The sequence below is a fragment of the Sphingobium sp. B2D3C genome (assembly GCF_025961835.1).
In the GTDB taxonomy this organism is placed as follows: domain Bacteria; phylum Pseudomonadota; class Alphaproteobacteria; order Sphingomonadales; family Sphingomonadaceae; genus Sphingobium.
Genome location: NZ_JAOQOK010000001.1, coordinates 919,005 through 944,420, shown reverse-complemented (window position 1 = coordinate 944,420; position 25,416 = coordinate 919,005). Strand labels below are relative to the sequence as shown.

Here is a 25,416-nt window from a genome sequence, read left to right as displayed (position 1 = left end):
CTGCGATGATACAAGCGTTTCAGAGGGCCACATGAAAGAGCCTTTGCGGATCGTCTTCATGGGAACGCCGGATTTCGCGGTGCCGACGCTCGATGCGCTGACCGCGGCCGGCCATTCCGTCGTGGCGGTGTATACGCAGCCACCCCGGCCGGCAGGTCGCGGCAAGGCGCCTCGCCCGAGCCCGGTGCAAGCCAGAGCGGAGGCGCTGGGCCTGCCGGTGCGAACGCCCCTCTCCCTGAATGACCCGGCGGAACAGGAGGTCTTCGACGCTTTCGAGGCGGACGTCGCCGTGGTCGCCGCCTACGGGCTGATCCTGCCGATCCCGGTCCTCCACGCCCCACGGCTCGGCAGCCTCAACGTCCACGCCTCTTTGCTCCCGCGCTGGCGCGGCGCGGCACCGATCCAGCGTGCCATCCTCGCAGGCGACGAGCGCACCGGCGTCACCATCATGGCGATGGCCAAGGGTCTCGATACCGGGCCGATGCTGGCAAAGGTCAGCACGCCCGTGGACGAGAAGACCGCTGGCGCGCTGACCGATGAACTGGCGCATGTCGGGGCCGCGTTGATGGTCCAGGTGCTCGATCAGATCGGAGCCTATCCGCCGATCGTCCAACCCGAGGATGGGGTGACCTATGCGGCCAAGATCGACAAGGCGGAGAGCCACCTCGATTTCACCGCCGGGCCGGTCGCGGCCGAACGGCAGGTTCGCGCCTTCAACCCCGCCCCGGGCGCATGGTTCGCGCACAAGGGCGAGCGCTACAAGGTTCTGGCTGCCTCAGTCGATGCTCGGCCCGGCCCCGCAGGAACCGTGCTCGACGCGGGCCTGCTGATCGGATGCGGCGAACAAGGCTCGCTGCGCCCCACCCTCATCCAGCGCGCCGGCAAGGGCGCCATGGCCACCGCCGATCTGTTGCGTGGCACTGCCATTCCGGCTGGCACCCTCTTGGAATGACCCGCTTCGCTTTCACGGTCGAATATGACGGGCGACCCTATATGGGCTGGCAGCGCCAGGCCCATGGCCCGAGCGTGCAGCAATGCATCGAGGAGGCGTTGGGCCGCATCGCCGGCGGCGCGCCGATCGTCCATTGCGCCGGGCGCACCGACGCGGGTGTTCATGCCCTCGGCATGCGAGCGCATGTCGATCTGGACAAGGCGATCACGCCTTTTCGCCTGATGGAAGCGCTCAATGCCCATCTGCGGCCCGAGCCGATCGCCATTCTGACCTGCGAAATCGTGCCGGAGGATTGGCACGCCCGCTTCTCCTGCGTCGCGCGCGCCTATGAGTATCGCATCCTTAACCGCCGCGCGCCGCTCACCTTCGAGAGCGGCCTTGTCTGGCGTGTGCCGCAGGTGCTGGACGCCGAGCGGATGCACGAGGCCGCGCAGGCACTGGTCGGCCGACATGATTTTACTACCTTCCGCTCCGCGCAATGTCAGGCGGACAGCCCCCACCGCACCCTCGCCCGCCTTGATGTCGTGCGCATCGGCGAGCGCATCACCGTTCACGCCAAGGCCCGCAGCTTCCTTCATCATCAGGTCCGCTCGATGGTGGGCTGCCTTGCCTTGGTCGGCACGGGCACATGGTCACCCGACGACCTCAAGGCGGCGCTGGACGCGCGCAATCGCGCCGCGCTGGGGCACAACGCCCCGCCGGACGGCCTTTATTTCATCTCGGCGGACTATCCCCTAACCGCCTGACAACACATTGTTAAAGCTCCCGGGCGCAGATTGGATGCTCAGATGGACATGCGAGCGGTGTCGCGAGGCAGGCTAAGACATGGAATTGGGGTATCTTCAGGCTGAACATATGGCGCTGCTCGATCTGTGCCAGCAAGTCACGAGCCCGGCGGCGCAGCGATCCGGCGCGGAGGTGGGCGAACTGATCGCGGTGCGCAGCAAGTTGAACCGCATCTTGATCCGCCATCTGGCCAAGGAGGATAAGCACGTCTATCCAGCCCTGCGCGCCAGCGGCAACGGCAGGATCGCCACGCTCGCCTCGCAATATCATGCGGAGACCGGCCATCTGGGGGATCTATGGGCCGATCTGATGAAGGCCTGGCCGGACTGTCGGATTTTCCAGGAACCCGAGGCGTTTCGCGCCGCCCTCCGGCCCGCGCTGGAGGCTTTGGTCGACCGCATCCAGAGGGAAGAGCAGATGCTTTATCCGGCCTATCTGGAGTCGCAGGGCCTGAGTGGGATCGGGATTGCGCCCGATCAGGCATCAGCCGCCTGACGGGCATCAATCCTCTTCGACCAGCAACTCGCGGGCCGGGGCATGGCCCAGGAAGGCCGCCGGACTGGCGCTCGCGCCATAGGCGCCGGCCATGAACAGCGCGACGAAATCGCCGACCGCGACAGGCGGGAGCACCACGGCATCGCCGAGCCGATCCAGCGGCGTGCAAAGGCAACCGACCACATGGACTGGCTCACTCACTGGCGACTCATCGAATCGGTTGGCCAGGGCAATCGGGTAATTGCGGCGGACCACGGTGCCGAAATTGCCGCTGGCCGCGAGCTGATGGTGTAGGCCGCCATCCACCACGGCGAAAGTCTCTCCTCGGCTTTGCTTCACGTCGATCACGCGGCTGAGGTAAATGCCGGCTTCCGCCACCAGAAAGCGCCCCAGTTCAAGCGCGAACCGGCTCTCGCGCAGCATCGCGGGGCGGTCGGCCAGCAGACGATTCAGCCCGTCGCCGATGATGGAGAGGTCGAGTGGCACGTCACCGGGGAAGTAAGGCACCCCGAAGCCACCGCCGAGATTGACCAGCGGCGGGCTTGCCCCCACCTCATCGGAAAGGCGCGCGACAAGCTCCATGGTGGCCGACTGGGCCGCAACGATGGCCTGCGCATCCAGCGACTGCGAGCCGGCAAAGACATGCCAGCCGCGCCATTCCGCTCCTGCGGCGATCAGGTGGCGGGTCATTGCGGCCGCACGATCGGCATCCAGGCCGAAGGGCCGCGCGCCGCCGCCCATCCGCATGCCCGAGCCTTTCAGCTCGAAATCGGGATTGACGCGCACCGCGAGCCGGGGCCGGACATTGGCGCGTGCAGCCAGCGCGAGTGCGCGCTCGGCCTCGCCTTCCGACTCCAGGTTGATCGTAACGCCCGCCGCAAGGGCGTCGTCCAGTTCCCGGTCGGTCTTGCCCGGTCCGGCAAAGCTGATCCGGCTACCGTCCACCCCGGCTGCCCGCGCCATTTCCAGTTCTCCGGCGGAGGCAATGTCGAACCCGTCCACCAGCTCCCCCATGAGTGCGAGAAGCGGCGCGAAGGGATTGGCCTTCATCGCATAATGGAGATCGACCCCAGCCGGCATGGCCGCCCGCAGGGCCGCTACGCGCTGGCGGAGCTTGCCGGCGTCATAGAGAAAGGCCGGCGTTTCTCCGATCTGATCGATCAGCGCGGCCACGCCCTGTCCGCCGACCAGCAGCATGCCGCCCTCGCTCTCATAACCGGGCGGGATCGGCCCCATCGGCTTGGGCTTGAGGGGCGTCATGCGCCGCCCTCCCCGGCAAGCGCGGCGAGCGCCACGCGATCGATCTTGCCATTGGGGTTACGCGGCATCTGCGCCAAAATCCTGATCTCCGCCGGTTGCATGAAATTGGGCAGCGTCTGCCGCAACTGCGCGGATAGACGCTCGCCGAGCGAGCCGCGATCGGTCTCGCATAATGCCGCTTCCGCCCGCACGAACAGCACGATGACTTGGCCGAGGCGCTCATCCGCGCGACCAAGCGCACAGGCTTCGCCCACGCCAGCGACGGCCACCGCCGCCTCCTCCACCTCGCTGGGGCTGATGCGATTGCCGGCGCTCTTGATCATCGCGTCGTCCCGGCCGACGAAGCGCAGCAAGCCCTCGCCATCGCGCACCACGGTGTCGCCGGACCACACCGCCATGCCACCATAGGTAGAAGCTGCCGGCGCCGGCCTGAATCGCTCCGACGTCCGTGCTGCATCCTGCCAATAGCCTTGCGCCACCAGCGGGCCGCTATGAACCAGTTCGCCTGGCTCATCATCGTCCGTCAAAGTGCCATCAGCCCGCACGACGAGCACTTCCGCGTCCGGTATCGCCTGGCCGATACTGTCCGGGTGGCGATCCAGCAGGTCGGGAGGGAGATAGGTGGAGCGAAACGCCTCGGTCAGCCCGTACATGGCGAACACGTCCACACCGGGGAATGTCTCGCGCAAGCGTGCGATCAACGGACGCGTGAGCGCCCCGCCGCTGTTGGTGAGGCGGCGCAAGGCAGCGCGCGCCTCTGGCGGCCAGTCGATCTCGGTCAATTGCACCCAGAGCGGCGGGACGCCGGCCAGCGTCGTGATCGCGTGCCGGGCTGCGACTTTCGCGACCTCCCGCGGCAGCAGATAATCCAGCGGCACCACGCATCCGCCGGCCCACCATGTCGAGAGCAACTGATTCTGCCCGTAGTCGAAGCTGAGCGGCAGGAGCGCGAGAGTACGGTCCGTCGCGTCGAGGCCGAGGTAGCCGGCCACCGACCGCGCGCCGATCATCAGATTGGCGTGGCTGAGCATCACGCCCTTGGGCCTCCCGGTCGATCCCGATGTATAGAGAATCTCGGCCAGATCGCCGGGGCGTCCCGTGCCGGGCGGCAACGTCGCGGCGTCCGCATCTTCAATCACACCGAGCAGCGCGGCCTCTTCCACGCGCGCCGCAGTGTCGGCCATATCGCCTGGCTCCAGCGTCCCCAGCCGCGCGGGCTGCGAGATCAGCATCGCCGCGCCACTATCCCGCACGATATGGGCAACCTGCGCCCGCTTGAGCAGCGGATTGATCGGCACATAGACATGCCCGGCCCGCACCACGGCCAGAGGCAGCAGCGCCGCGAGAAGGCCCTTGGGCAGCCACGCCGCCACCCGACTGCCGCCGGACGCGCCTGCCCCCTCGAGACGCGCGGCGAGAACGTGCGCGAGCCGTCCGACCATCTGCTCCATCGTCGCATAATCGATCGCGCCGAACTTGCCCGCCAGAGCAATGGCGGTCGGCTCGCCCTGCTGTGTCAGATGGTCGAGGGGCGGTAGCATCCTCCGCCCATATCATGTTCTTTCAAGGCATGAATAGGCGCGCGCGTTGCGAACGTGGATCGGCCGCAACAGTCGGGCAAGATCGGCCCGGCCCCGCATCGCCATGCTTTCCAAAATGATATCGACCCGTTAGGGGCCCGATGATGCAGACGAGCCAGGATCGAGAGGGCAATGGCGCCTCCAACCGCGCGGCCAGCGATGCGTTGCGCGCATCGCTGGTGGATGTGCTCGGGCTCGCCCCTCAGCGTGCCGATCTGTTCGACGACGACACGGGTCTGTTCGGGTCGCTGCCGGAACTGGATTCCATGGCTGTCGCCACCTTGCTGACCGATCTTGAGGATCGGCTCGATATCGTCATTGATGATGATGATGTGGATATGGACAGCTTCGAGACGTTCGGCAGTCTGGCCGCCATGCTGAGCCGCAAACTGGACAGCCGCGCCGCCTGACAGGCGAACTCCTTCGCATTCGCTTGCCGCACGTCGCGCGCTGCACCGCGCCATCGGTTTGCATCAAATGCAATCGCTCCGCCGCTTTTTGCGTTTGTGAGCCATGGTGCAGCGCAGCACTATGACCACGGAAGAACATGGGATGCCGAGCAAGGCTCTTTTGCAACTGACAAAGGAGACTGTTCGTGAAAAATGCTTTTTTTGCCGCCGCACTGCTTTCGTTTGCCGTCGTCACACCCGGCCACGCGAAAGAGGCTGAGAAGACCTTCACGCATGAAGGCGTCAGCTACTCCTACACCGTCACCGAACTCGGCGACAGCCGCCGGGTGATCGAGGGCCGCGCAACGCCCGGCTCGACCTTCCGTCTCACCGTCGCCAAGGGCCGCGTGATCGGCAGCGCCAACGGGATGCCGGTTTCCTTCCGCGTGAAGGATGCGATCCTGCTCAATGAGACGCCGCTGACCAAGGTTGCCTCGCGCTAATCGCGCCACGTGACCCGTCTGGGCTCGCGCTCAGGCTCAAGACAAAGGAAAGCCGGGCAGACCTTCGCGGTCGCCCGGCTCTTCACATTCTAGTTCACCGTGATGCCGCGATCAGGCCGGGACATGCTCGCGCTGTGATTCAAAGTCGGCTTCCGCAAGGAAGCGCTCGGCGTCCAGCGCCGCCATGCAGCCCATGCCGGCCGCCGTCACCGCCTGACGGTAGATCTTGTCCGTCACGTCCCCGGCCGCGAACACGCCGGGGATGCTGGTGCGGCTCGTGCCTTTCTCGACAACCAAATAGCCTTCATCGAGCGGCAGCTTGCCCTCGAACAGCTCAGTCGCCGGCTTGTGGCCGATGGCGACGAACGCCCCGTCCGTCTCGATATGGCTCTTCTCGCCCGTCTCGGTATCGACCAGATCGACGCCGACCAGACCTTCCGGATCGCCACCGCCGACAAAACGCTCGACGGCCTTGTTCCACACGACCTTGATGTTGGGGTGGGCGAACAGGCGATCCTGCAGGATCTTCTCCGCGCGCAGACTGTCGCGGCGGTGGATCAGCGTCACATCATGGCTATGATTGGTGAGGTACAGCGCTTCTTCGACTGCGGTGTTGCCGCCGCCGATCACCACCACCTTCTTGCCACGATAGAAAAAGCCATCGCAGGTGGCGCAGGCCGAGACGCCCTTGCCCTGCAGCAGATGCTCGCTCTCCAGCCCCAGCCACTTGGCCTGCGCGCCGGTCGCGATGACCAACGTGTCGCCATAATATTCGGTGCCGCCGTCGCCAGTCAGCTTGAACGGGCGCTTGCTGAGGTCGACGTCGACGATCTGGTCGTACATCATCTGCGTACCGACATGCTCAGCCTGTGCCTGCATCTCTTCCATCAGCCACGGGCCCTGAATGACCTCACGGAAGCCGGGATAATTCTCGACATCGGTGGTGATGGTCAACTGACCGCCCGGCTGCATCCCCTGCACCACTATCGGCGCCATGCCGGCACGCGCGGCGTAGATGGCGGCCGAAAGACCGGCGGGCCCGGAACCGAGAATGATCATGCGCGAGCTGTGCGTGGCGGTCATGGGTCGATGTCTTCCTTCGCGGACAGATAGGGTTGTTTATGCGCCAGCATGGGTTGGCGATTGTCATTCGCATTTAGGGTGTGCGACGCGGAACTCAATGCTTGGGCGACGAGGTTGGGGTTTACACTCCCCTCCTCTTCAGAGGAGGGGCCGGGGGTGGTGGCGATGTGCCAGCATCGCACGCGCGGTGGATAACAGAAGCGTTGCTGTACCACCCCAACCCCTCCTCTGAAGAGGAGGGGCTAAAGTCTTCAGGATCCCGCGCCGATCATCGAGGGCAGCGAATCGAAGCCGGACTTCAGTACCTCGCCCCATTGCCGGGAAATGGTCGAGAATTCCGGGTCGTCCGCTTCGATCCTGCGACGGACGCTGAACTCATACTGATCGCGCGGGATGATGCTCAGGTCGAGCGGCATTCCGACCGACAGGTTGGAGCGCAGCGTCGAATCCATGGAGACGCATACCGCCTTGGCAGCATCCGACAGCGACGTGGTCGGCTTGATCATCCGGTCGAGGATCGGCTTGCCATATTTGTGCTCGCCGATCTGGAAGAAGGGCGTGTCCGCCGTCGCTTCGATGAAATTGCCCTGCGAGTAGACCAGGTAAAGGCGAGGCTTGCCACCCTTGCGCTGCCCGCACAGCAGGATGCTGGCGCTCAGCGATGGGCTGGTGCCGCTCATCCCCTCGCGCATTTCCTTCTGAACCGCCTTCATCGCCTCGCCGACCAGATGGGCGGCGCGGTGCATGGTGGCGCAGTTCAGCAGGGTCTCGACCTCGGGATTGTCGACCGCGTCCTTCATGGCGCGGGAGAGCTTGGTGCGCACTTCCTGCGTGACTGAGAGGCTTCCAGAACACAGCAGCGCAATCGCCCGCTCGCCAGGGCGCTCATAAGTGAAGGTCTTGCGGAACATGCCGATGTTATCGAGCCCGGCATTGGTCCGCGTGTCAGAGAGCATCACCAGGCCGGCCTCGACCCGCAATGCCACGCAATACGTCATTTTATGCCCCTTTTTCATGCCCGCATTGAGCCGCCCGCCCGACTCACTGTTGCGTCTGGGATTGTGCGGTATCCTCAGATGGCAGACTGGCAATCTGCACGTCGTGCGACAATGCGGTTTCGCCCCCTGCGATCATCACGCCCCGAATCGGCGCGGCATCTGCGGCATCAAGGCCACAGCACAGGCGCACATGCCCCTCTACCGGGCAGAGGCCCAGCGTAATATCGAACCCGATCCAGCCCAGCCCCTCTACCCAGGCTTCCGCCCAGGCATGGGGCTCATGGTCGCTATCCGGCCGCTCGTCGTCCCGCAGATAGCCCACCACATAGCGGGCCGGGATCAACAGGCTGCGCGCCGCTGCAATGAAGACATGCGCCTGATCCTGGCACACCCCCGATTTCTGGGCAAAGGCCTGCGCGGCCGTGGTTTCCATGCTGGTGCTGCCGGATCGATATTCGATCTCCTCGTGCACCAGATCGGAGAGGGCGTGGAGGCTGGCGAGCACGCCCTCCTCCCGTCGCGCGCGCTGGGCCAGATCGGCAATCGCCGCGTCGATCCCGGTCAGCGGCGTCGCGCGCAGGAACAGCTGGGGCCGCACTGCCCCATCGGCAGGCTTGAGCACACCGGCGCAATCGACTGTCCGCACTGTCCCTTCTGACAGGATCGTGACGCTGTCGACCCGTCCGGGCGCGCGCCACACGGCCTCCGCATCGCCATAACCGTTGACGATCCAGCGTTCGATGGGCTGGCCGTTCGCTGTCACCGTCCATTGCTCGACGGTTTGCGCGTTGCTAGTCGCCGGCAGCAGGCGCAGGCGCATGACCACGCCGCCAGCCTCCTCCTCATACCGATAGACAGTCTCGTGACGGATCGTGATCCGCATGGCCCGGTCGCCTCCCGCTCAGCCGAAATGATAGGCTTGTGCGATTTCGTGCCCAAGCATGTTGCACTGGACAATCTTGCTCTGGACGGTTTCGTGCAAGCCCCGGCGGAAAATATCTCCGCTATTGGCCTGCGCGAGCGTCTCCACCATCTCCTCGCTGCGCAGATTGGCCGGCGTGCGCTGGCCGTGCCAGCTGGCCAGCCGCTGCAGCCGATAGGCGATCTGGTCGAAGCAATAGAGCGTGCTGCGCGGAAACTGCCGGTTGAGCATCAAGAAGTCCGTGATCTGCGCCGGCGTGTAGGAGCCGCCATAGACATGATGATAGGCGCGGCTGCCCGACAGCGCGTGCAGCACCGAAGTCCATTGATAATGGTCGCGGTGGCCGCCGACCACTTCGGTCTCCGGCAGCAGGACGTAATATTTGACGTCCAGCAACCGCAACGTCATCTGCGCCCGCTCCAGCGCGCCACCGACCCGCAGGAAATCATGCCCCTCGTTGCGCAACTGGCCGCTCTCGGTGGCGCCGCGGAAGATCATCGCGCGGGTCTTCACCCAATCGATGATCTCGGCGAATTCACGGCGCGCATCGTTGACGCCATAGGTTTCCAGTTTGCGCCAGCCCTCGTTGAGCGCTTCCCACATCTCCTGGGTAAGCGCGGTGCGCACCGACTTGCCGTTCTGCCGTGCCCGCGCGAGGCAGGCGCGGATGGACGCCGGGTTATCGGCATTCAGGATGAGATGCTCGACGATGTCGCTCTCGCGGATGATGGCATCCTTGCCGAACACATCCTCGCACTCGGTAACCTGCACGACCGAGCGCCACTCGTCGCGCATCGTCGCGCCGGGCAGGATAGTCATCCGCTGCCCCATGGTGAGCAATCGCGCAGTGGCTTCGGCGCGCTCCATATAGCGGGCCATCCAAAACAGATTTTCGGCGGTCCGGCTCAGCATGGGCGGCCTCCCTTCGGTTGGACCTGCATGCCGCAAACGGCCTCGCGCATCATGGCCGCCTCTCTCATCGCAGCCCCCCTCACCGGAGCACCCATGTATCTTTGACGCCGCCGCCTTGGCTTGAATTCACCACCAGCGATCCTTCCGCCAGCGCAACCCGCGTCAAGCCTCCAGGCACCAGCCTGATCTCCTTGCCGACAAGACAGAATGGCCGGAAATCGACATGGCGCTGCACCAGGCCGACCGGCCCGAGTGTGGGTGCTGCCGAAAGGTCGAGCGTCGGCTGCGCAATGAATTCGGAGGGATTGGCCCGGATGCGCCCGGCATAAGCTTCGATCTCGCTCGTGGTGGCCTTGGGGCCGATCAGCATTCCATAACCGCCCGAGCCGTGGACCTCCTTCACGACCAACTCGGGGAGATGGTCCATCACATATGCGAAATCGTCCGGCTTGGAACATTGCCAGGTCGGCACATTCTGCAGGATCGCCGTCTCGCCCAGATAGAAGCGGATCATCTCGGGCACATAGACGTAGATCGCCTTGTCATCCGCGATCCCCGCGCCCGGTGCCGAGCAGAGCGTCACACCGCCCCCGCGATAGGCATTGAACAGCCCGGGGACGCCGAGCAGGCTGTCGGGCCGGAAGGCCAGCGGATCGATGAAATCATCGTCGATGCGCCGGTAGATCACATCCACCCGGCGTGGCCCGCGCGTGGTCTGCATGAAGACCAGCCCATCTTCCACGAAGAGATCGGCCGGCTCGACCAGCTCGACGCCCATCAGGTCGGCCAGATAGCTATGCTCATAATAAGCGCTGTTGAACGAGCCGGGAGTGAGCACCACGACCTGCGGCACGCCTTTGCAGGCGGGCGGCGCCACCTCCTGCAGCGAGCGCAGAAGCTGGCTCGGATAATCATCCACCGGCGCGACGCGTTGCCGGGCAAACAGCTCCGGGAACATCCGCGTCATGATCTCGCGATTTTCGAGCATGTAGGAGACGCCCGAGGGTGTGCGGCAATTGTCCTCCAGCACCATGAAATCATCGAGCCCCGTGCGCACGATATCGATGCCGACGATATGGCTGTAGACCCTGCCCGGCGGGGTGAAACCGGCCATCTCCGGCTTATAGGCCTTATTCTGATAGACGATGTCGCCCGGCACGATCCCGGCCCGGATGATCTCACCGCGATTATAGACGTCGAGCAGGAAGGCATTGAGGGCGGCAGCGCGCTGGCGGATGCCAGCCTCAAGCCGCGCCCATTCCGCAGCCGTGAAGATGCGCGGCAACAGATCGAATGGAATGAGCCGCTCCGGGTCACCGCCCTCCCCATATACTGCAAAGGTTATGCCGATGCGCCGGAAGATCGCTTCCGCCTCGCTCAATCGTCGGTGCAGCCCCTCGATGCCGGTCTCATCCACCCATTGCTGAACCACCGCGTAACAGTCGCGAATGTCTCCAGCCTCACCCAGCATCTCGGAACATGTCATCAGCGTATGCGTTTCTCTATCTTATTGTGCATTGCAGCATAGTGAGCCGGGGAAATTCAAAATCAAGAGTAAAAATCGCGGGAAACACGATCGCGTTCCGCTGCGATTAAAATATCTGTGTCGAGCGCTATGACGGATTGACGCACCGGGAAAATTATGGCCGATTACCGCCGTTTTTTCACTTCATGCTGGACGGATGCCCATTTTCCGTGCATGGGAGCGCGCATGGACTTTTGGCTGGCCCTTCGCCTTACGCGACTTACGCGCCCTTAGGCGCGATACCCAAGCGGTTGCCGCAGGCGGCCCGCTGCGCCTAAGGGCCTTTTAGCCACAGAATCAGATCCTCATCAGTGCAAATGGATAGCGCCTGCGTGCATTTGGCTGTGAACAATGAAATGTCCGAACCATGATGCTGAGCGACCCGTCACAGAAATACCGTCCCTTCCCGCAAGTGGACCTGCCCGACCGGCAGTGGCCCTCGCGCACGATCACCCAGCCGCCCCGCTGGCTCTCGACCGATCTGCGCGATGGCAATCAGGCGCTTATCGATCCGATGGATACCGAGAAGAAGACCCGCTTCTTCGAGCTGCTGACCCGCGTCGGCCTCAAGGAGATCGAGGTCGGCTTCCCCTCGGCCGGCGCGACCGAGTTTGATTTCATCTCCGGTCTCGTCAAATCAGGCCGCATCCCTGACGATGTCATTATTCAGGTGCTCACGCAGGCCCGCCGTGACCTCATCGAGCGCACCTTCGAGAGCCTGCAGGGTGCACGGCAGGCTATCGTCCACGTCTACAACGCCGTCTCTCCGGCGTGGCGGCGGATCGTGTTCAACATGGAGCGGCCGCAGATCAAGCAGATCGCCGTCGATGCCGCGAAGATCATTCGCGACGAAGCCGCCAAGCAACCGGACACTGACTGGCGGTTCGAGTACAGCCCGGAAACCTTCTCCACCGCCGAGCTGGATTTCAGCCTGGAGTGCTGCGAGGCGGTGATGGACATTCTCCAGCCCACGCCGGAGAAGCCGCTGATCCTCAACCTGCCCGCCACGGTCGAGGCCGCGACGCCCAATATCTATGCCGACCAGATCGAATGGTTCTGCCGCCACATCCGGAACCGCGACAGCGTGGTCATCTCGCTGCACCCGCATAATGACCGGGGCACCGGCGTGGCGGCGGCGGAGCTGGGTCTGATGGCCGGCGCCGATCGCGTCGAGGGCTGCCTGTTCGGCAATGGCGAGCGCACCGGCAATTGCGATCTGGTGACCGTGGCACTCAATCTTTACACGCAGGGCGTCTCGCCGGGCCTCGACTTCTCCAACATGGAAGAGGTCGTGCAGACGGTGACCTATTGCAACCAGCTCCCCGTCCATCCCCGCCACCCTTATGCCGGCGATCTGGTTTTCACCGCCTTCTCCGGCAGCCATCAGGACGCGATCAAGAAGGGTTTCGCCGCGCAGGAACAGCGCAATGACGAGATCTGGGACGTGCCTTATCTGCCCATCGATCCGGCGGATATCGGCTGCTCCTATGAAGCGGTGATCCGCGTCAACTCGCAGTCCGGCAAGGGCGGCGTCGCCTGGGTGCTGCAGCAGGACAAGGGCCTCAAGCTGCCCAAGCGGATGCAGGGCGATTTTTCCAAGGTCGTGCAGGACATGGCGGACAAGTCCAGCCGTGAGCTGCATGCCGCCGACATCTGGGAGGCGTTCGAGCAGCATTACTGCCTCGCCGGCGCACAGCCCTATGCGCTGGTCGATTATGTCGAGAGCGGCCCTGCCGGGAACCGCGTGTTCACCGGCAAGATCGTCCATGATGGCAAGGAGCGCAGCATTTCGGGCCGGGGCAATGGCCTGATTTCGTCGGTCCTCTCGGCCCTGCGCGATGAACTCGGCATCGGGCTCGACGTGGTCGATTATAATGAGCACGCCATCGGCACCGGCGGCAACGTCCGCGCGGCGGCCTATGTCGAATGTCGCACCGATGATGGCACCACATTCTTCGGCGTCGGCACGGATGAAGACGTGGCGACGGCATCGGTGAAGGCCGTGCTGTCGGTCGTGAACGCCTATCACCGCCGCCAGAATGCTGCAGCAAAGGCTGCCTGACCCGCCCAATCCTTCAGAGCATCGATAAACCCGGCCGGAGCAGCCCTCCGGCCGGGTTTTTCATATCCCGCACAGGTTAGGCCCGCAGCGTCACACCATCCGGATAATCAGCCCATCCCGCCGGATGAACTGGTGCCACAGCGCCGCGCCGATATGGCCGATCACCAGCGCCCCGAAGATAAGCCCAAGCACCTCATGCGAACCGGCCACGGTCACGATGGCATCGCCCCGCGCCACCGAGAATTTGGGCACGTCGAAGACATTGAACCAGTTGAGCGGACGCGGCCCTGCCGAGGACATGATCCAGCCGGTGAGCGGCATGAGGATCATCAGCGCATAGAGCAAACGGTGCATCAACGCCGCCGCGCGCTTGGTGCGTCTGGATATGGTCGTCGGCAGCGGCGGCGGGCTGTTCATCAGGCGCCAGAGCAGCGCCAGTACGGACAGGACGAGGACGGTCAGCCCGATGGATTTGTGAATATTCATGACGCCGGGGATCACCGCACCCAGCGGATCGTGCCCGAGGCCGATCGCGATATTGGCGATAATCAGCAGCGCAATGATCCAGTGCAGCCAGATCGCCACCATGGAATAGCGCACCCCCGCGTAAGTCCCCATCACGTCCTCCAACATGCCCAACAATGGGCAGAATGCGGACAAGGGCCCCGCTGCGCAAGAGGCCGCTCAAATATGCGAGGGCGACGGAGGTGCTATCCCGCGATCTGGATGCCGATCCAGAAGGTCTGCGGCGTGCCGAGGTCTGTGCTCACGGCGCCATTGGCCGAGGTCACCTGCCGGGTGACCACGCGTTCATCGAACAAGTTCTCGACCCGGCCGACCAGCGCCATCCGGCCGGTCAGTGGCACGCGGGCATAGCCGTCGAGTGTCGTCGCGGGGGGCATCCGGTCGGCCTGCAGATCGTCCTCATATTGCGGGCCGACATGGCGGACGGTGAGCGCAAGCCGGGCATTGCCAGGCGCATGCCAGCCCAGCGTGGCGCTGGCGCCATGGCGCGGGCTTTGTGCCGGTTGCAGGCTATCGAGTTGAGCCGCCGCGCCGCTCGCCTCTACGCGGCTGTCATTATAGGCATAGGATGCCGCGAGATCGAAATCCCCCAGCGTCATCGTCCCGCTCACTTCCACGCCCTTCGCCACAATCGCATCGACATTGCGGCGCTGGCGCAGATTGGTGCCGATCGTCACGTTCGCTACGGCGTCGGCCAGATGATTGTAGAAGGCGGTGGCGGAGAGCGTCAGGCCGGGCGCCGGCTTCAGATCGAACCCGGCCTCGACACCGCGCAGCCGCTCGGGTGCGAGATCGGCATTGGCCTGCGTCGTCACCGGGAACACAGTGAAACCGCGATACAGCTCGTTGATCGTCGGCAGGCGGAAGCTGGTATAGCCTGCTGCACGCAAAGCGACGCCCGGCGTTGCCTGCCAGATCAGCCCCGCGCGGAAGCTGCCTTCCCAATCTTCGCGGTCGGCATAAGTCACCGTCCTGACCGCGCCGGCGGCCGGCGTCCGCTCGGTGAAGCGCCCGCCGCTAATCCGCCAATAGTCGAGGCGCGCGCCACCGGTCAGGATGAGGCGCCCGAGCGACCAGTCATCCTCCACATAAATCCCGCTCGTGACCTGCCGGCCGCTGGCTTCACGCCGCGCGGTCGCGGCGCCGGTCGTGGCGTTAAGCGCCTCCTCATACATGTCCGCGCTCGCGAACCGGCTATCGGCGCCGATCCGTAGCAGATGATCCTCACCCACCGGCGGGCGCACCTCCAGCTTGCCGCCGAGCCCTGTCGACGGAGTGTTGCGCTGATTCAGCGTCGGGCGAAAGCTCGTCGCGCTGACCACGATGTTGCTGAAGTTGCGCAGTTGCACATAGCCCAGCGCCTCGACCTGCCAGTCACCGCGCCCGACATAACGGAGGCTGGCGTCCTGCCCTTCCTGCGCGCTGTCGGCCCCGGCGAAGCGTAAGGTCCGGTCATCGCGAAACAGGCCGATGCGCGCCTGAATCTCGCTCGACTCGCCCACGGCGGCGACACCGCGCGCGCTCACCGCCCATGTCTCGTAGGCCGCCGGTACGCTGGCCGCGACGCGCTGGTCCGCCGGCGTCGTCCAGAAACCATCGCCCCGCGCATAGCTGCCGGAGATGGAGACGAAGCCATTGCCGAGATCGGGACTGACGCTGGCGTCGATCTGCTGGGCGTTGCGCGAGCCATAGAGCGCCCGGGCGCTATAGCGCGGCAATTGCGTGCGATCGGCGCTGAACAGCTCGATGCTGCCGGCGACCGTGCCGGCCCCGAAGCTTCCCGCACCACCGCCCCGGGTGATCCGCGCCGCGCCGATTCCGTCAAGCGGCAGGGCATTGAACGGAATGGAACCGAAGAAGGGATCGGCCAGCGGCACGCCATCCAGCAGCACGACCGCCCGGCTGGTCGCATTGCCGCCCAGCGCGCGCAGCGTGACGCCCTGCGCCGAAGGGTTGGCCGAGCGGCTATCCGACCGGCGGAACTGCTGGAAGCCGGCGACATCGCCGAGCGCATGCTCGATCGTGCCGGAGGCGTCTTCCGCCAGCCGCGTCTTTTCGAGCGTGACCGATCCATAAGCCGGCGTGCCCGGCGGCAGCGCAAGCCCCTGCCCCAGCACCACCACATCCGGACCGGTTTCCTGCGCGTGAAGGGGCATGGAGAGCAGCAGACTGGTGCCGCTCAGCAGCACGACGAAACGGAAATGGGTCATCATGGGGCCGGGCCATGCCGGATCGGCCCGGCCTTGGCAACGCCGCGATAAATAAGCGGGGATGTCTGACCATTTGCTTTGACAAGGCCCGGCACCTGTCTCAATACAGGATTGGAGTTGAGGAGATGGAAGCAGTCAATCTCGAGGGTCTATCCTCGGTTGTCGACCTGAGCGGCTTTGATCGGGCCAAGCGCGCGGACATATGGGCTGGCGCGGCGCCGAATGTTTTTCCCGGCCTGTGCGTACAGGCGATCGAGGCCAATCCCACAATCGGAGCGATCCTGCATCGCCGTGTTGGCCCGGGCGCGCTGTTTGCTGTGTCCTCCGCCCCTGCCGAGGTGACATACGCGCCCACCGGCAGTCCGGAATCCCATCAGTTTCTTACCATGATGTTGCAGGCGGAAGGCAGCTCTCTTGCTACCCAACGGCAACGACAGTGCGAAATGGCGCCGGGCGACATCTGCTTTATCGACGAGCGTTACCCATTCCGCCTGTGCGGGCTGGATTACAGCCAGCTGCTGCTGCTGCGCATGCCCCGCGCGCTGGTGATGAGCCGCTTTCCGGACATGGAGCATCTCGTCGCCACGCTCATTCCCGGGCGTGATGCCGGTACCTCCCTGCTCGCTCATACCGTGCTGCACCTGCTGCGCGTGGCGGGCGACCTGCGAGAGGCGCAGCAGCACGCGGCGATGAATGCCGTCATCCAACTCCTCGGCGCGACCTCCGGCCTCGCGGTAGAGCTGGAGAACGTCCACTGGCGCGTGCAGAAAGCGCTCGACTATATCGAGCTCAACCTATCGATCCCCGGCCTGACCGCCGAACAGATCGCCCAGGCGCAGCACATCAGCCGCCGCCGGCTCGATCAGCTGATGCGCGATGCGCTCGGCGTCTCGATCACCGGGCAAATCTGGAATCGCCGCCTGCAGCGCGCTGCCGACGATCTGCGCGATGCACGCTGGGCGGGCGCCTCGATCTCGCAGATCGCTTTTGCCAACGGCTTCGAAGACCCGGCCCATTTCGCCCGCGCCTTCAAGCGCCGGTTCGAGACGACGCCCGGGCAATGGCGCGCCCTCGCCCGCCCTTTGACTCACTAACCAGTCAGGATTCGTCCGGTGCCGCCGCAATCGCGCGGCGCTCATAGGCGCGCGCCAGGAACGCGCCGGTCACCAGCTGGACGATGTGGAACATCATTACCGGCAGGACGACGGCGCCGGCCATGGCTGCGGGGAAAAGCACATTCGCCATCGGCACGCCCGTCGCCAGCGACTTGACCGAGCCGCAGAATACCAGCGAAGCCTCGTCAGGACGCGCCAGGCCGGTCAGCCGCGCCGCCAGTCGCAGCACGATGACGACCACGGCCAGGATGAGCAGGCAGAAGCCGAGCAGAATGGCGATGTCTATGCCGGAGATCGCCTGCCAAAGGCCGCCGGTCACCGCCTTGCCGAACGCCCCGTAGACCATCACCAATATGGCGCCGCGATCCACGAAGGAGGTCAGCATCTTGTGGCGCAGCAGCCAGACGCCGATCCAGCCGTGCAGCGCCTGACCGATGGCGAAGGGGATCAGGATCAGGCCCACGATCGCCCAGACGGCATCCATGTTGATTGCCGCGCTGCTCGCCAGCAGCAGGCCCGTCAGCAGCGGCGTAAAGACCACGCCGGCCAGATTGGAAGCCGCCGCCGCGCATACCGCTGCCGGCACATTACCCCGCGCGATGGACGTGAGCGCGATGGACGACTGCACCGTCGAGGGCAGGCAGCACAGAAAGAGAATGCCGGTGAACAGCATCGGCTCGATGACCGGCCCGGAGAGCGGCTTGAGGGCGATACCGATCAGCGGAAACAGCGCGAAGGTCGCCGCGAGGATGAGCAATTGCAGCTTCCACTGGCCGATGGCGCCGACCACCGCCTCGCGGGGCAGACGCGCGCCGTGGATGAAGAACAGCGCAATCACCAGCACCTTGCCGAGCAGGTCCACCGCCGGCACCAGACTGCCGCGCGCGGGCAAAAAGCTCGCCAGCAACAGCGTGCCCAACAGCATCAGCGTAAAACGGTCGATCTTCAGCCAGGCAAGGCGACCGGTCTTTTTCAATTGCTATCCCCCAATCGGATGAATGTCTGGCAGGCACCCTTAGGCCCATCCCGGCAAAGCCCATAGGCTCATGGCGCACAAATTCTAGTCGGCAAAACCCCCGGACGGCTGCCGCATGCCTTGGCCCGCCATCCAAAAGCCTCAGCCGGCTAGCCCGTGGCGGAACCATTCGATATGCTCGCGCTATTCCGAAACAGCCGGCTCTCCCTCCCCAACTGACGACCGGCCCATCGAGAGACATGCTTTATGAAGAGGCCGACCTGCGTGACGACATTTGCCCTTGGTTTCATGCTGGCTGCCGGTGGCGCGCCGGTAACGGCGAGCTTCGCGCAGGATGCGCCGATCATCGAGCGGCAGCGCCTGTTCGGCAACCCGGACCGCGCGCAGTTGCGCGTCAGCCCGGATGGCAAATATCTCTCCTGGCTGGCGCCCCGCGATGGCGTGATGAACATCTGGGTCGCCCCGGCCGACCATCCCGATCAGGCAAGGCCAATGACCGCCGAGAAGGACCGGCCCATCGGCGTGCATTACTGGACCGCCGATTCCGCCATGCTGCTCTATGTGCAGGACAAGGGCGGCGACGAGAATTACCTGCTCTACGGGGTCGACGTTGCCACCGGCGCCGAAAAGCTGCTGACGCCCTTCGAGAAGACGCGCGTGATGATCGTCGGCACCTCCACCACGATCAGCGACCGCATTCTCGTCGGCATCAACAACCGCGACGAGCGCTGGCATGATGTCTACAGCCTCAACCTGAAGACCGGGGCGCTGACCGAGGTCATCCGGGGTGATGGCTATGCCGGCTTCCTCGCCGACAATAATCTCGTGCTGCGCATGGCACTGCGGCCCAATGCCGAGGGTGGCTATGATTTCTTCCGGGTCACGAACAACGTCGTGGAAGACAAGCCCCTCTCCCGCACCACGCTGGAAGATGCCCTGACCACCCAGCCCGCCGGCTTCACCACGGATGGCAAGACGCTTTACTGGCTGGATAGCCGGGGCCGCGACACCGCAGCGTTGATTGCGCAGGACGTCACCACGGGGAAGAGCCAGGTGCTGGCCGCCAATGACAAGGCCGATGTCGGCGGCGCGATGGCCGATCCCGTGACCGGCGAGATCGAGGCTTATTCGGTCGAATATCTGACCACCGAATGGACGGCGATCGACCCGGATGTCGGCCAGTCGCTGGCATGGCTGCGCGAGCGGCTGAAGGGCGATTTCCAGGTCACCTCCCGCACCCGCGATGATAGCGTCTGGACGATCTACAACGATCCGGTCACCGCGCCGGCCGCCGCCTGGCTTTACGATCGCAAGAAGGGCGCGCTCACCAAGCTCTATGTCAGCCGCCCCGATCTGGAAGGCGCACCGCTGGTGCCGATGCACGCCCGCGAAATTCCCGCGCGCGACGGGCTGACGCTCGTCTCCTATCTCACCCTGCCGCCGGGTAGAGATGCGGATGGCGACGGCGTACCGGACAAGCCGGCGCCGATGGTCCTCCTCGTCCATGGCGGCCCGTGGGCGCGGGATAGCTTCGGCTACAACAGCTATCATCAATGGCTGGCCAATCGCGGCTATGCTGTGCTGTCGGTCAACTTCCGCGGTTCGACCGGCTTTGGCAAAAGCTTCATCACGGCGGGCAACCTGCAATGGGGCCTCAAGATGCATGACGACCTGATCGACGCGGTCGATTGGGCGGTCAGCAAGGGCATCACGGCCAAGAACAAGGTCGCGATCATGGGCGGCAGCTATGGCGGCTATGCGACGCTCGCCGGCCTCGCCTTCACGCCCGACACCTTCGCGTGCGGCGTCGATATCGTCGGCCCCTCCAATCTGGAGACGCTGCTGAACACCATTCCGCCCTATTGGACCGCCGGCATCGAGCAATTTCACCAGCGCATGGGCAATCCCAATACGCGCGAGGGGTTGGCGCTGCTCAAGGCGGCCTCGCCGCTGCACAAGGCGGGCCAGATCAGCAAGCCGCTGCTCATCGGCCAGGGAGCAAACGATCCGCGCGTGAAGCAGGCGGAGAGCGACCAGATCGTCGAGGCGATGAAAGCCAACAACATTCCGGTCACCTATGTGCTCTATCCGGATGAGGGCCATGGCTTCGCCAAGCCGCAGAACAATATCGCCTTCAATGCGATCACCGAAAGCTTCCTCTCGGCCTGCCTCGGCGGGCGGGCAGAGCCAATCGGCGCCACGGTCAAGGAGTCGAGCGCCAAGGTGCTGGCCGGCGCAGACATGCTGCCGGGCCTGAGCGATGCGCTGAAGTAACTCGAAACAAAGGCAGGCCGGTGCCGCCCGGCCTGCCGCGCTCTAGGCGCATGTTCGAAAATGAGACAGTCTGGCGCATCCTTTAGGGAGGCGTTCCATGTTGAAGCCTGTGCTCGCGGCCGCTCTGGCCGCCCTGTCTCTCCCCGCTCATGCCATCACCCCATTCGAGATCAGCGGCACCGCCGATGTGTACCGGATCGATCAGGTCGCGCAGACCACGACCTATCTGGGCAAGACGACGTTTTTCGCCAGCGGCGATCTCGCGGTGGGCGGCAATGGCGGTGGCACCATGCCCGGCGATTTCACCTATTCCGCCCTGTTTGGCCATGTGACGCGCTGGGACATCGGCTTTTCGTTCGGGCCGGAGACGGTTGATCCCTTCGATGGGCTGTTTCACCCCACGCAGGGCACCGGCGTTTTCATGTCCGGCTACGAGGTGTTTGACCGCGCCGAACTCACGATCACCAGCGCGCGCATGTGGCAGGATGAGAGTTGGCCGGCCGAACCCTTCCCAGATATCCGCTTCGGCTCCTTCGTCCCAGAGCCGGCGAGCTGGGCCATGATGATGGGAGGCCTCGCGTTGGTGGGTGCGATGATTAGGCGGCGGGAGATGTCGTTGAGCTTGGCGCGGGCCTGATGCACCACCTGTGCTCCTGCGAAGGCAGGAGCCCAAGCGCGGCTTGGCTGCGTTAGAACTGATGCCAACGCCCGCCCGCAACAATCGCGGGCGGGCGCCGGAGCAGATCAGGCGAAGTAAACCGCCTTCGTCTCGGTGTAGTTTTCCAGACCCTCGACGCCGCCATCCCGACCGAGGCCGGACTGCTTGAAGCCACCGAAGGGCATGTGGATGTCCACCATCATGCCGTTGATCGTCACCGAACCGGCGCGATATTCGCGCGAGACGGCAAAGCCGCGCTCCGCATCCTGCGTGTAGATTGCGCCGTGCAGACCGTAGACGGTGTCGTTGGCCTTGGCGATCATGTCCGCCTCATTGTCATAATCGACGAACGAGACGACCGGACCGAAAATCTCTTCCTGGAAGATCGTCATGCTCGGATCGACATCGGTGAACACCGTCGGCTCGATGAAGAAGCCACGGTTGAGGTCGGCCGGGCGACCGCCGCCGAGCGCAAGCTTGGCGCCCTCGGCCTTGCCCTTGGCGATATAGCCCTGCACGCGCTCAAGCTGGCGCTGCATGGTGAGCGGGCCCATGCCGGTATCGGCCTCGAACGGATCGCCGACCTTCACCTTGGAAACGGCGCTCGTATAGGCGTCGATGATCTCGCTCTTGCGGCTCTTGGGCACAAGCACGCGGGTCAGCGAGAAGCAGACCTGCCCGGTGATCGGCATGGAATAGGGCACGAGGCTCTTGAGCACATGGTCCATATCGGCATCGTCGAGGATCATCGCCGCCGACTTTCCGCCCAGCTCCAGGCTGACGCGGGCGAGACGCTCGGATGCGACGCCGGCAATGTGCTTGCCCGCCGCGGTCGAGCCGGTGAAGCTGATCTTGTCGATGCCCGGATGACGGATGAGGTGGTCGCCCACCTCGCGTCCGGCCGGCAGCATGTTGAACACGCCGGCGGGGATGCCCGCTTCCTTGATCGCTTCAGCAAGGATGTGCGCGTCGATGGGCGTTTCCGGCGAAGGCTTGCAGACCATGGTGCAGCCTGCGGCCAGCGCGGCTGCGACCTTGTAGACCAGCAGCACCAGCGGCGCGTTCCACGGGGTGACCGCCGCGACGACGCCAACCGGCTCCTTCACAACGCGCACCTTGTTGCCGCCCATCGAGCCAATGCGCTCATCGACGAACTTGTAGCTGTCGCACAGCTCGCCATAGAATTTGAACAGGCCGGGCACCTGATAGCTGGCCTTGCTGGAGAAGCCGATCACGGCGCCGACCTGGCCCGTCCAAGCCTCGGCCAGCTCGGGCATGCGCGCCATCAGAATGTCGGAGACCTTCTTGAGGTACACGCCGCGCTCGGCGGGCGCCATACGCGGCCACGGGCCGGTGTCGAAAGCCTTGCGCGCGGCGGCGACAGCGATGTCCACGTCCGCCGTGGTCGGCTCGAAATAGGTGAGGACGGTTTCCTCGTCATGCGGGGTCACCACTGACAGCTCGTTGGTGCCGCTGCTCTTGCGCCATTCACCGTCGATGAACAGCTGTGCCGCGCCGCGATCCTTTATGCCTTTGATCGTCTTGTTGAAATTTTCCATGCCGAATCTCCTAAGATCGAACGTCCTCTTCGTGGCGCCTTAATTGGCGATTGGCGCGCGAAGGCGCAAGCATGCGATGGCCACTTTCCGGATCGATCCCTGCCTCATGCTGCATTGACAGGGCGCCCGGCCGTGCCGAAGAAGGAGCGGAAAGGCATCGCGAACCGATGGCAAGGCGAACGCCTGCCGGCAAAGAGAGATCAGCCATCATGACCAGCGAAATGATCACCGTCGAAGCGCTTGTGGAAGCGCCCATCGATCATGTGTGGCGGTGCTACACGACGCCTGACGACATCATACAGTGGAATGCCGCATCCGATGACTGGCATACGACGGTAGCCAGCGTCGACCTTCGCGAAGGCGGCGCATTCTCCTCGCGCATGGAAGCCAAGGATGGCAGCGTGGGCTTCGATTTCGCAGGCACCTACACCCGCATCGAACCGCAGCGCCTGATTGAATATGCGTTCGGGGAGCGCACCGCCCGCGTGACATTCGCGTCCGCAGCGAGTGGCACCCATGTTCAGGTGCAGTTCGAGCCGGAGGACGAACATAGCCGCGATTTGCAGCGCGACGGATGGCAAGCGATCCTCGACAATTTCGCGCGCCACGCCAAACAGGCGCATCAGGCAGGCTGACCCGCCCGATGGGCGGCGGTCAGTCGATCACGTCCATCGCCATCAGACGCGCGACCGTCTCGTGCCGGAAGCGCTCGAAACTGCTCCGTGCCTCGGGCACCGGCAGACCGGTCACGAACGCGGTTTCCAGATCCTGATGCATCGCGCGCATTTCGGGCAGGAATTCGCTGTGCGTAAGGACGTGGGGGCGGTTCTCGCGGATCGCCTCGACCACCAGCCGGCCCATTTCCAGAGGGTCCATCGCCGCGCGCATCGCGGCCCAGAAACGCTTGACGAACACGCCCTCCTCGCCCGGCGGGGCACTGCTGTCATCTTCCGGCACCGGCATCAGCGCGCTCTGCACCGCGCCCGGATAGAGGCAGGACACGCCAATGCCATGCGGCGCCAAATCGAGCCGGAGCGTCTGGGTGTAGCCGCGCACGGCATATTTGCTCGCGGCATAGGCGCCGGCGCCGGGCAGCGGCACCATGCCGGCCATGGAGGCTGTGTTGATGACATGGCCGCCTTCGCCCTGCGCCTTGATGATCGGCACGATGATCTTGCAGCCGTTGACCACCCCGCCCAGATTAATCCCGAGGGTCCGGTCCCAATCCTCAAAGTCGGGATCATCCGCCGCACCGCCGCCGCCGACGCCGGCATTGTTGGCCAGCAGGTGGATCCTGCCGAACATATCCAGCGCCTCCTGCGCCGCTGCGCGCAGGGCGGCCCGGTCGGTCACGTCCACCTTGATGAAGTGCGTGGCATTGTTGCCCGTCATGAGCTCGCGGGCGGCATCGAGATGGTCCTGATTGTAATCGGCGATGACGAGCTTCATGCCTTCGGCGAGGAACGTGCGCGCCATGCCGAGGCCAATGCCACTTGCCCCGCCCGTCACGAAAGCCACCTTGCCCGCAAAATTTTTCATGCCCGCCTCTCCTCATGGTCCGTGCGCCTTTGAGCGTCACATATTGCAAACAGGGTAACCCGCCGGAGGATCGGCGCCAAGCGGCTTGACCCATGCCGGACCGGACGCCATCAGGGCCGCGCGTGATTGCTGCCGGGCAGCGATGGAATAAGGAGACGCAGGTGCAGTCCATTTTGGTGATCGGCGCGGGCTCGATGGGCTGCCTGTTCGCGGCACGTATTGCCGAGAGCGGCGCGAACGTCCTGCTCATCGATGTCGACAAGACCCGCATCGAAGCGATCGACCGGGACGGCATCCACCTCACCGACGACAATGGCACACGCACCATCTCGCTGCGGGCTGGGCTTGCGGCCGATGCCCAGCCGCCCATCGACCTCGCTCTGCTCTTCACCAAGGGGATGCACAGCCGCTCGGCGATCCAGTCGATCGCACATCTCGCGGCCAGCGGCACCTATGTGCTCACGCTCCAGAATGGCCTCGGCAATCCGGAGATTGTGGCGGAAAGTTTTCCTCAGGACCAGATCCTCAAGGGGATTGCCGCACTTCCCGCCGACCTCCATGGCCTCAATGGTGTGGAATCCCACGGCACCGGCCATGTCGAGTTGGGCGCGATGACGCCGGCCGGCGCGCAGTCGGCGCAAGCCGCGACCGCCCTGCTCGCCCGCGCCGGTTTCGACGCGCGCTACAGCACGGACATCGATGTCGCGATCTGGGAAAAGGTCGCCTTCAACGCCGCACTCAACCCGCTCGGCGCGGTCACCGGCCAGCCCAACGCCGGCGTGGACAACGCACCGGGCCGCCGCATCATTGCAGCGATCGTCGACGAGGTGGTGGCCACGGCCAAGGCCCATGGGGTGACGGTCGACCATGCGCGCATCACCGCCAGCATCGACCATGCCCTGGCCGAACATCGTGGCCACAAGGCTTCCATGCTGCAGGACATGATTGCCGGCCGTGCCAGCGAGATCGACTTCATCAACGGCGCCATCTGCGACCGCGCCCAAGCGGTCGGCGTCCCCGCGCCCAGCAATCAGACGATGGCCGATCTTGTCCGGGTGATGGAGCTGGCCCGGCGATAATCCGAGCTATAACA

23 protein-coding genes are annotated in these 25,416 nt (G+C 64.7%); 11 read left to right on the top strand and 12 right to left on the bottom strand.

What is annotated here, in order from left to right:
* Positions 1 to 43 precede the first annotated feature (43 nt).
* The 3 genes from fmt to M2339_RS04320 all read left to right on the top strand — a co-directional run bounded on the left by fmt (position 44) and on the right by M2339_RS04320 (position 2,233).
* Positions 44 to 952 (top strand): methionyl-tRNA formyltransferase, encoded by a 909-nt coding sequence (gene fmt / locus M2339_RS04330; RefSeq protein WP_264588364.1) that lies wholly within the window; start codon positions 44 to 46, stop codon positions 950 to 952.
* Positions 949 to 1,698 carry a tRNA pseudouridine(38-40) synthase TruA gene (truA, locus tag M2339_RS04325; protein WP_264587375.1) on the top strand — a complete coding sequence of 250 codons (750 nt, stop codon included), beginning with the start codon at positions 949 to 951 and terminating at the stop codon, positions 1,696 to 1,698. Before fmt ends, truA begins: the two co-directional genes overlap by 4 nt.
* 79 nt (positions 1,699 to 1,777) lie before the next feature.
* Complete coding sequence (locus M2339_RS04320; protein ID WP_264587376.1) at positions 1,778 to 2,233, top strand: hemerythrin domain-containing protein; 456 nt, start codon at positions 1,778 to 1,780, stop codon at positions 2,231 to 2,233.
* A gap of 6 nt (positions 2,234 to 2,239) precedes the next feature.
* Here M2339_RS04320 and M2339_RS04315 read toward each other — a convergent pair whose 3' ends face one another.
* On the bottom strand, positions 2,240 to 3,493 hold the full coding sequence (locus tag M2339_RS04315) for a pyridoxal-dependent decarboxylase, exosortase A system-associated (protein WP_264587377.1): 1,254 nt from the start codon (positions 3,491 to 3,493) through the stop codon (positions 2,240 to 2,242).
* On the bottom strand, positions 3,490 to 5,034 hold the full coding sequence (locus M2339_RS04310) for an AMP-binding protein (RefSeq protein WP_264587378.1): 1,545 nt from the start codon (positions 5,032 to 5,034) through the stop codon (positions 3,490 to 3,492). Before M2339_RS04310 ends, M2339_RS04315 begins: the two co-directional genes overlap by 4 nt.
* 143 nt (positions 5,035 to 5,177) lie before the next feature.
* On the opposite strand from M2339_RS04310, the gene M2339_RS04305 reads away from it, so the two are divergent.
* The gene (locus M2339_RS04305; RefSeq protein WP_264588365.1) at positions 5,178 to 5,483 is read left to right on the top strand and encodes a phosphopantetheine-binding protein; all 306 of its coding nucleotides are present in this window, start codon (positions 5,178 to 5,180) and stop codon (positions 5,481 to 5,483) included.
* A gap of 185 nt (positions 5,484 to 5,668) precedes the next feature.
* On the top strand, positions 5,669 to 5,965 hold the full coding sequence (locus M2339_RS04300) for a hypothetical protein (protein ID WP_264587379.1): 297 nt from the start codon (positions 5,669 to 5,671) through the stop codon (positions 5,963 to 5,965).
* Between the two features lie 111 nt (positions 5,966 to 6,076).
* Here M2339_RS04300 and trxB read toward each other — a convergent pair whose 3' ends face one another.
* The 5 genes from trxB to M2339_RS04275 form a co-directional block, all read right to left on the bottom strand.
* Positions 6,077 to 7,048, bottom strand: coding sequence for a thioredoxin-disulfide reductase (gene trxB, locus M2339_RS04295; protein ID WP_264575604.1), 972 nt, complete (start codon positions 7,046 to 7,048; stop codon positions 6,077 to 6,079).
* Between the two features lie 251 nt (positions 7,049 to 7,299).
* Positions 7,300 to 8,034: a peptidase gene (locus M2339_RS04290; protein ID WP_264573071.1), complete on the bottom strand. Its 735-nt coding sequence runs from the start codon at positions 8,032 to 8,034 to the stop codon at positions 7,300 to 7,302.
* Positions 8,035 to 8,089: 55 nt separating this feature from the next.
* Positions 8,090 to 8,929 (bottom strand): transglutaminase family protein, encoded by an 840-nt coding sequence (locus M2339_RS04285; RefSeq protein ID WP_264587380.1) that lies wholly within the window; start codon positions 8,927 to 8,929, stop codon positions 8,090 to 8,092.
* An 18-nt stretch (positions 8,930 to 8,947) separates the two neighbouring features.
* Complete coding sequence (locus M2339_RS04280; protein ID WP_181559953.1) at positions 8,948 to 9,880, bottom strand: alpha-E domain-containing protein; 933 nt, start codon at positions 9,878 to 9,880, stop codon at positions 8,948 to 8,950.
* Positions 9,881 to 9,959: 79 nt separating this feature from the next.
* Positions 9,960 to 11,366 (bottom strand): circularly permuted type 2 ATP-grasp protein, encoded by a 1,407-nt coding sequence (locus M2339_RS04275; RefSeq protein ID WP_264587381.1) that lies wholly within the window; start codon positions 11,364 to 11,366, stop codon positions 9,960 to 9,962.
* 406 nt (positions 11,367 to 11,772) lie between these two features.
* On the opposite strand from M2339_RS04275, the gene leuA reads away from it, so the two are divergent.
* Positions 11,773 to 13,467: a 2-isopropylmalate synthase gene (leuA, locus tag M2339_RS04270; RefSeq protein ID WP_264587382.1), complete on the top strand. Its 1,695-nt coding sequence runs from the start codon at positions 11,773 to 11,775 to the stop codon at positions 13,465 to 13,467.
* Positions 13,468 to 13,557: 90 nt separating this feature from the next.
* On the opposite strand, the gene M2339_RS04265 is transcribed toward leuA, so the two are convergent.
* Entirely contained in the window at positions 13,558 to 14,085 is a 528-nt protein-coding gene (locus M2339_RS04265) for a cytochrome b (protein ID WP_264587383.1), read from the bottom strand.
* A 92-nt stretch (positions 14,086 to 14,177) separates the two neighbouring features.
* A complete protein-coding gene (locus M2339_RS04260) occupies positions 14,178 to 16,205 on the bottom strand; it encodes a TonB-dependent receptor (protein ID WP_413714713.1) in 2,028 nt (675 codons plus the stop codon).
* An 11-nt stretch (positions 16,206 to 16,216) separates the two neighbouring features.
* Between M2339_RS04260 and M2339_RS04255 the strand changes: the two genes are divergently transcribed.
* Positions 16,217 to 17,296 (top strand): helix-turn-helix domain-containing protein, encoded by a 1,080-nt coding sequence (locus tag M2339_RS04255; protein WP_264587384.1) that lies wholly within the window; start codon positions 16,217 to 16,219, stop codon positions 17,294 to 17,296.
* Between the two features lie 4 nt (positions 17,297 to 17,300).
* Here the strand turns inward: M2339_RS04255 and M2339_RS04250 are convergent, their stop codons facing one another.
* A complete protein-coding gene (locus tag M2339_RS04250) occupies positions 17,301 to 18,293 on the bottom strand; it encodes a bile acid:sodium symporter family protein (protein WP_264587385.1) in 993 nt (330 codons plus the stop codon).
* A 264-nt stretch (positions 18,294 to 18,557) separates the two neighbouring features.
* Here M2339_RS04250 and M2339_RS04245 point away from each other — a divergent pair, with 264 nt between their 5' ends.
* Together M2339_RS04245 and M2339_RS04240 are read left to right on the top strand one after the other, a co-directional pair.
* Complete coding sequence (locus tag M2339_RS04245) at positions 18,558 to 20,567, top strand: S9 family peptidase (RefSeq protein WP_319801012.1); 2,010 nt, start codon at positions 18,558 to 18,560, stop codon at positions 20,565 to 20,567.
* 97 nt (positions 20,568 to 20,664) lie between these two features.
* A complete protein-coding gene (locus tag M2339_RS04240; RefSeq protein ID WP_264587386.1) occupies positions 20,665 to 21,204 on the top strand; it encodes a PEPxxWA-CTERM sorting domain-containing protein in 540 nt (179 codons plus the stop codon).
* Between the two features lie 107 nt (positions 21,205 to 21,311).
* Here the strand turns inward: M2339_RS04240 and M2339_RS04235 are convergent, their stop codons facing one another.
* Positions 21,312 to 22,784, bottom strand: a complete 1,473-nt coding sequence (locus M2339_RS04235; RefSeq protein ID WP_264587387.1) for an aldehyde dehydrogenase — start codon at positions 22,782 to 22,784, stop codon at positions 21,312 to 21,314.
* Positions 22,785 to 22,993: 209 nt separating this feature from the next.
* Here M2339_RS04235 and M2339_RS04230 point away from each other — a divergent pair, with 209 nt between their 5' ends.
* On the top strand, positions 22,994 to 23,419 hold the full coding sequence (locus tag M2339_RS04230; protein WP_264587388.1) for an SRPBCC domain-containing protein: 426 nt from the start codon (positions 22,994 to 22,996) through the stop codon (positions 23,417 to 23,419).
* A gap of 19 nt (positions 23,420 to 23,438) precedes the next feature.
* On the opposite strand, the gene M2339_RS04225 is transcribed toward M2339_RS04230, so the two are convergent.
* Positions 23,439 to 24,323: an SDR family oxidoreductase gene (locus M2339_RS04225; RefSeq protein ID WP_264587389.1), complete on the bottom strand. Its 885-nt coding sequence runs from the start codon at positions 24,321 to 24,323 to the stop codon at positions 23,439 to 23,441.
* Between the two features lie 161 nt (positions 24,324 to 24,484).
* Here M2339_RS04225 and M2339_RS04220 point away from each other — a divergent pair, with 161 nt between their 5' ends.
* Positions 24,485 to 25,402, top strand: a complete 918-nt coding sequence (locus tag M2339_RS04220; protein WP_264587390.1) for a ketopantoate reductase family protein — start codon at positions 24,485 to 24,487, stop codon at positions 25,400 to 25,402.
* The last annotated feature ends 14 nt before the right edge of the window (positions 25,403 to 25,416 follow it).

What these genes read in the sequence shown, in the direction of transcription:
- truA (WP_264587375.1), top strand. Translation starts at nt 949, where the DNA reads ATGACCCGCTTCGCTTTCACGGTCGAATATGACGGGCGACCCTATATG.
- M2339_RS04320 (WP_264587376.1), top strand. Translation starts at nt 1,778, where the DNA reads ATGGAATTGGGGTATCTTCAGGCTGAACATATGGCGCTGCTCGATCTG.
- M2339_RS04315 (WP_264587377.1), bottom strand. Translation starts at nt 3,493, where the DNA reads ATGACGCCCCTCAAGCCCAAGCCGATGGGGCCGATCCCGCCCGGTTAT.
- M2339_RS04310 (WP_264587378.1), bottom strand. Translation starts at nt 5,034, where the DNA reads ATGCTACCGCCCCTCGACCATCTGACACAGCAGGGCGAGCCGACCGCC.
- M2339_RS04305 (WP_264588365.1), top strand. Translation starts at nt 5,178, where the DNA reads ATGCAGACGAGCCAGGATCGAGAGGGCAATGGCGCCTCCAACCGCGCG.
- trxB (WP_264575604.1), bottom strand. Translation starts at nt 7,048, where the DNA reads ATGACCGCCACGCACAGCTCGCGCATGATCATTCTCGGTTCCGGGCCC.
- M2339_RS04285 (WP_264587380.1), bottom strand. Translation starts at nt 8,929, where the DNA reads ATGCGGATCACGATCCGTCACGAGACTGTCTATCGGTATGAGGAGGAG.
- M2339_RS04280 (WP_181559953.1), bottom strand. Translation starts at nt 9,880, where the DNA reads ATGCTGAGCCGGACCGCCGAAAATCTGTTTTGGATGGCCCGCTATATG.
- M2339_RS04275 (WP_264587381.1), bottom strand. Translation starts at nt 11,366, where the DNA reads ATGACATGTTCCGAGATGCTGGGTGAGGCTGGAGACATTCGCGACTGT.
- leuA (WP_264587382.1), top strand. Translation starts at nt 11,773, where the DNA reads ATGATGCTGAGCGACCCGTCACAGAAATACCGTCCCTTCCCGCAAGTG.
- M2339_RS04265 (WP_264587383.1), bottom strand. Translation starts at nt 14,085, where the DNA reads ATGGGGACTTACGCGGGGGTGCGCTATTCCATGGTGGCGATCTGGCTG.
- M2339_RS04260 (WP_413714713.1), bottom strand. Translation starts at nt 16,205, where the DNA reads ATGATGACCCATTTCCGTTTCGTCGTGCTGCTGAGCGGCACCAGTCTG.
- M2339_RS04255 (WP_264587384.1), top strand. Translation starts at nt 16,217, where the DNA reads ATGCCGGATCGGCCCGGCCTTGGCAACGCCGCGATAAATAAGCGGGGA.
- M2339_RS04240 (WP_264587386.1), top strand. Translation starts at nt 20,665, where the DNA reads ATGTTGAAGCCTGTGCTCGCGGCCGCTCTGGCCGCCCTGTCTCTCCCC.
- M2339_RS04235 (WP_264587387.1), bottom strand. Translation starts at nt 22,784, where the DNA reads ATGGAAAATTTCAACAAGACGATCAAAGGCATAAAGGATCGCGGCGCG.
- M2339_RS04230 (WP_264587388.1), top strand. Translation starts at nt 22,994, where the DNA reads ATGACCAGCGAAATGATCACCGTCGAAGCGCTTGTGGAAGCGCCCATC.
- M2339_RS04225 (WP_264587389.1), bottom strand. Translation starts at nt 24,323, where the DNA reads ATGAAAAATTTTGCGGGCAAGGTGGCTTTCGTGACGGGCGGGGCAAGT.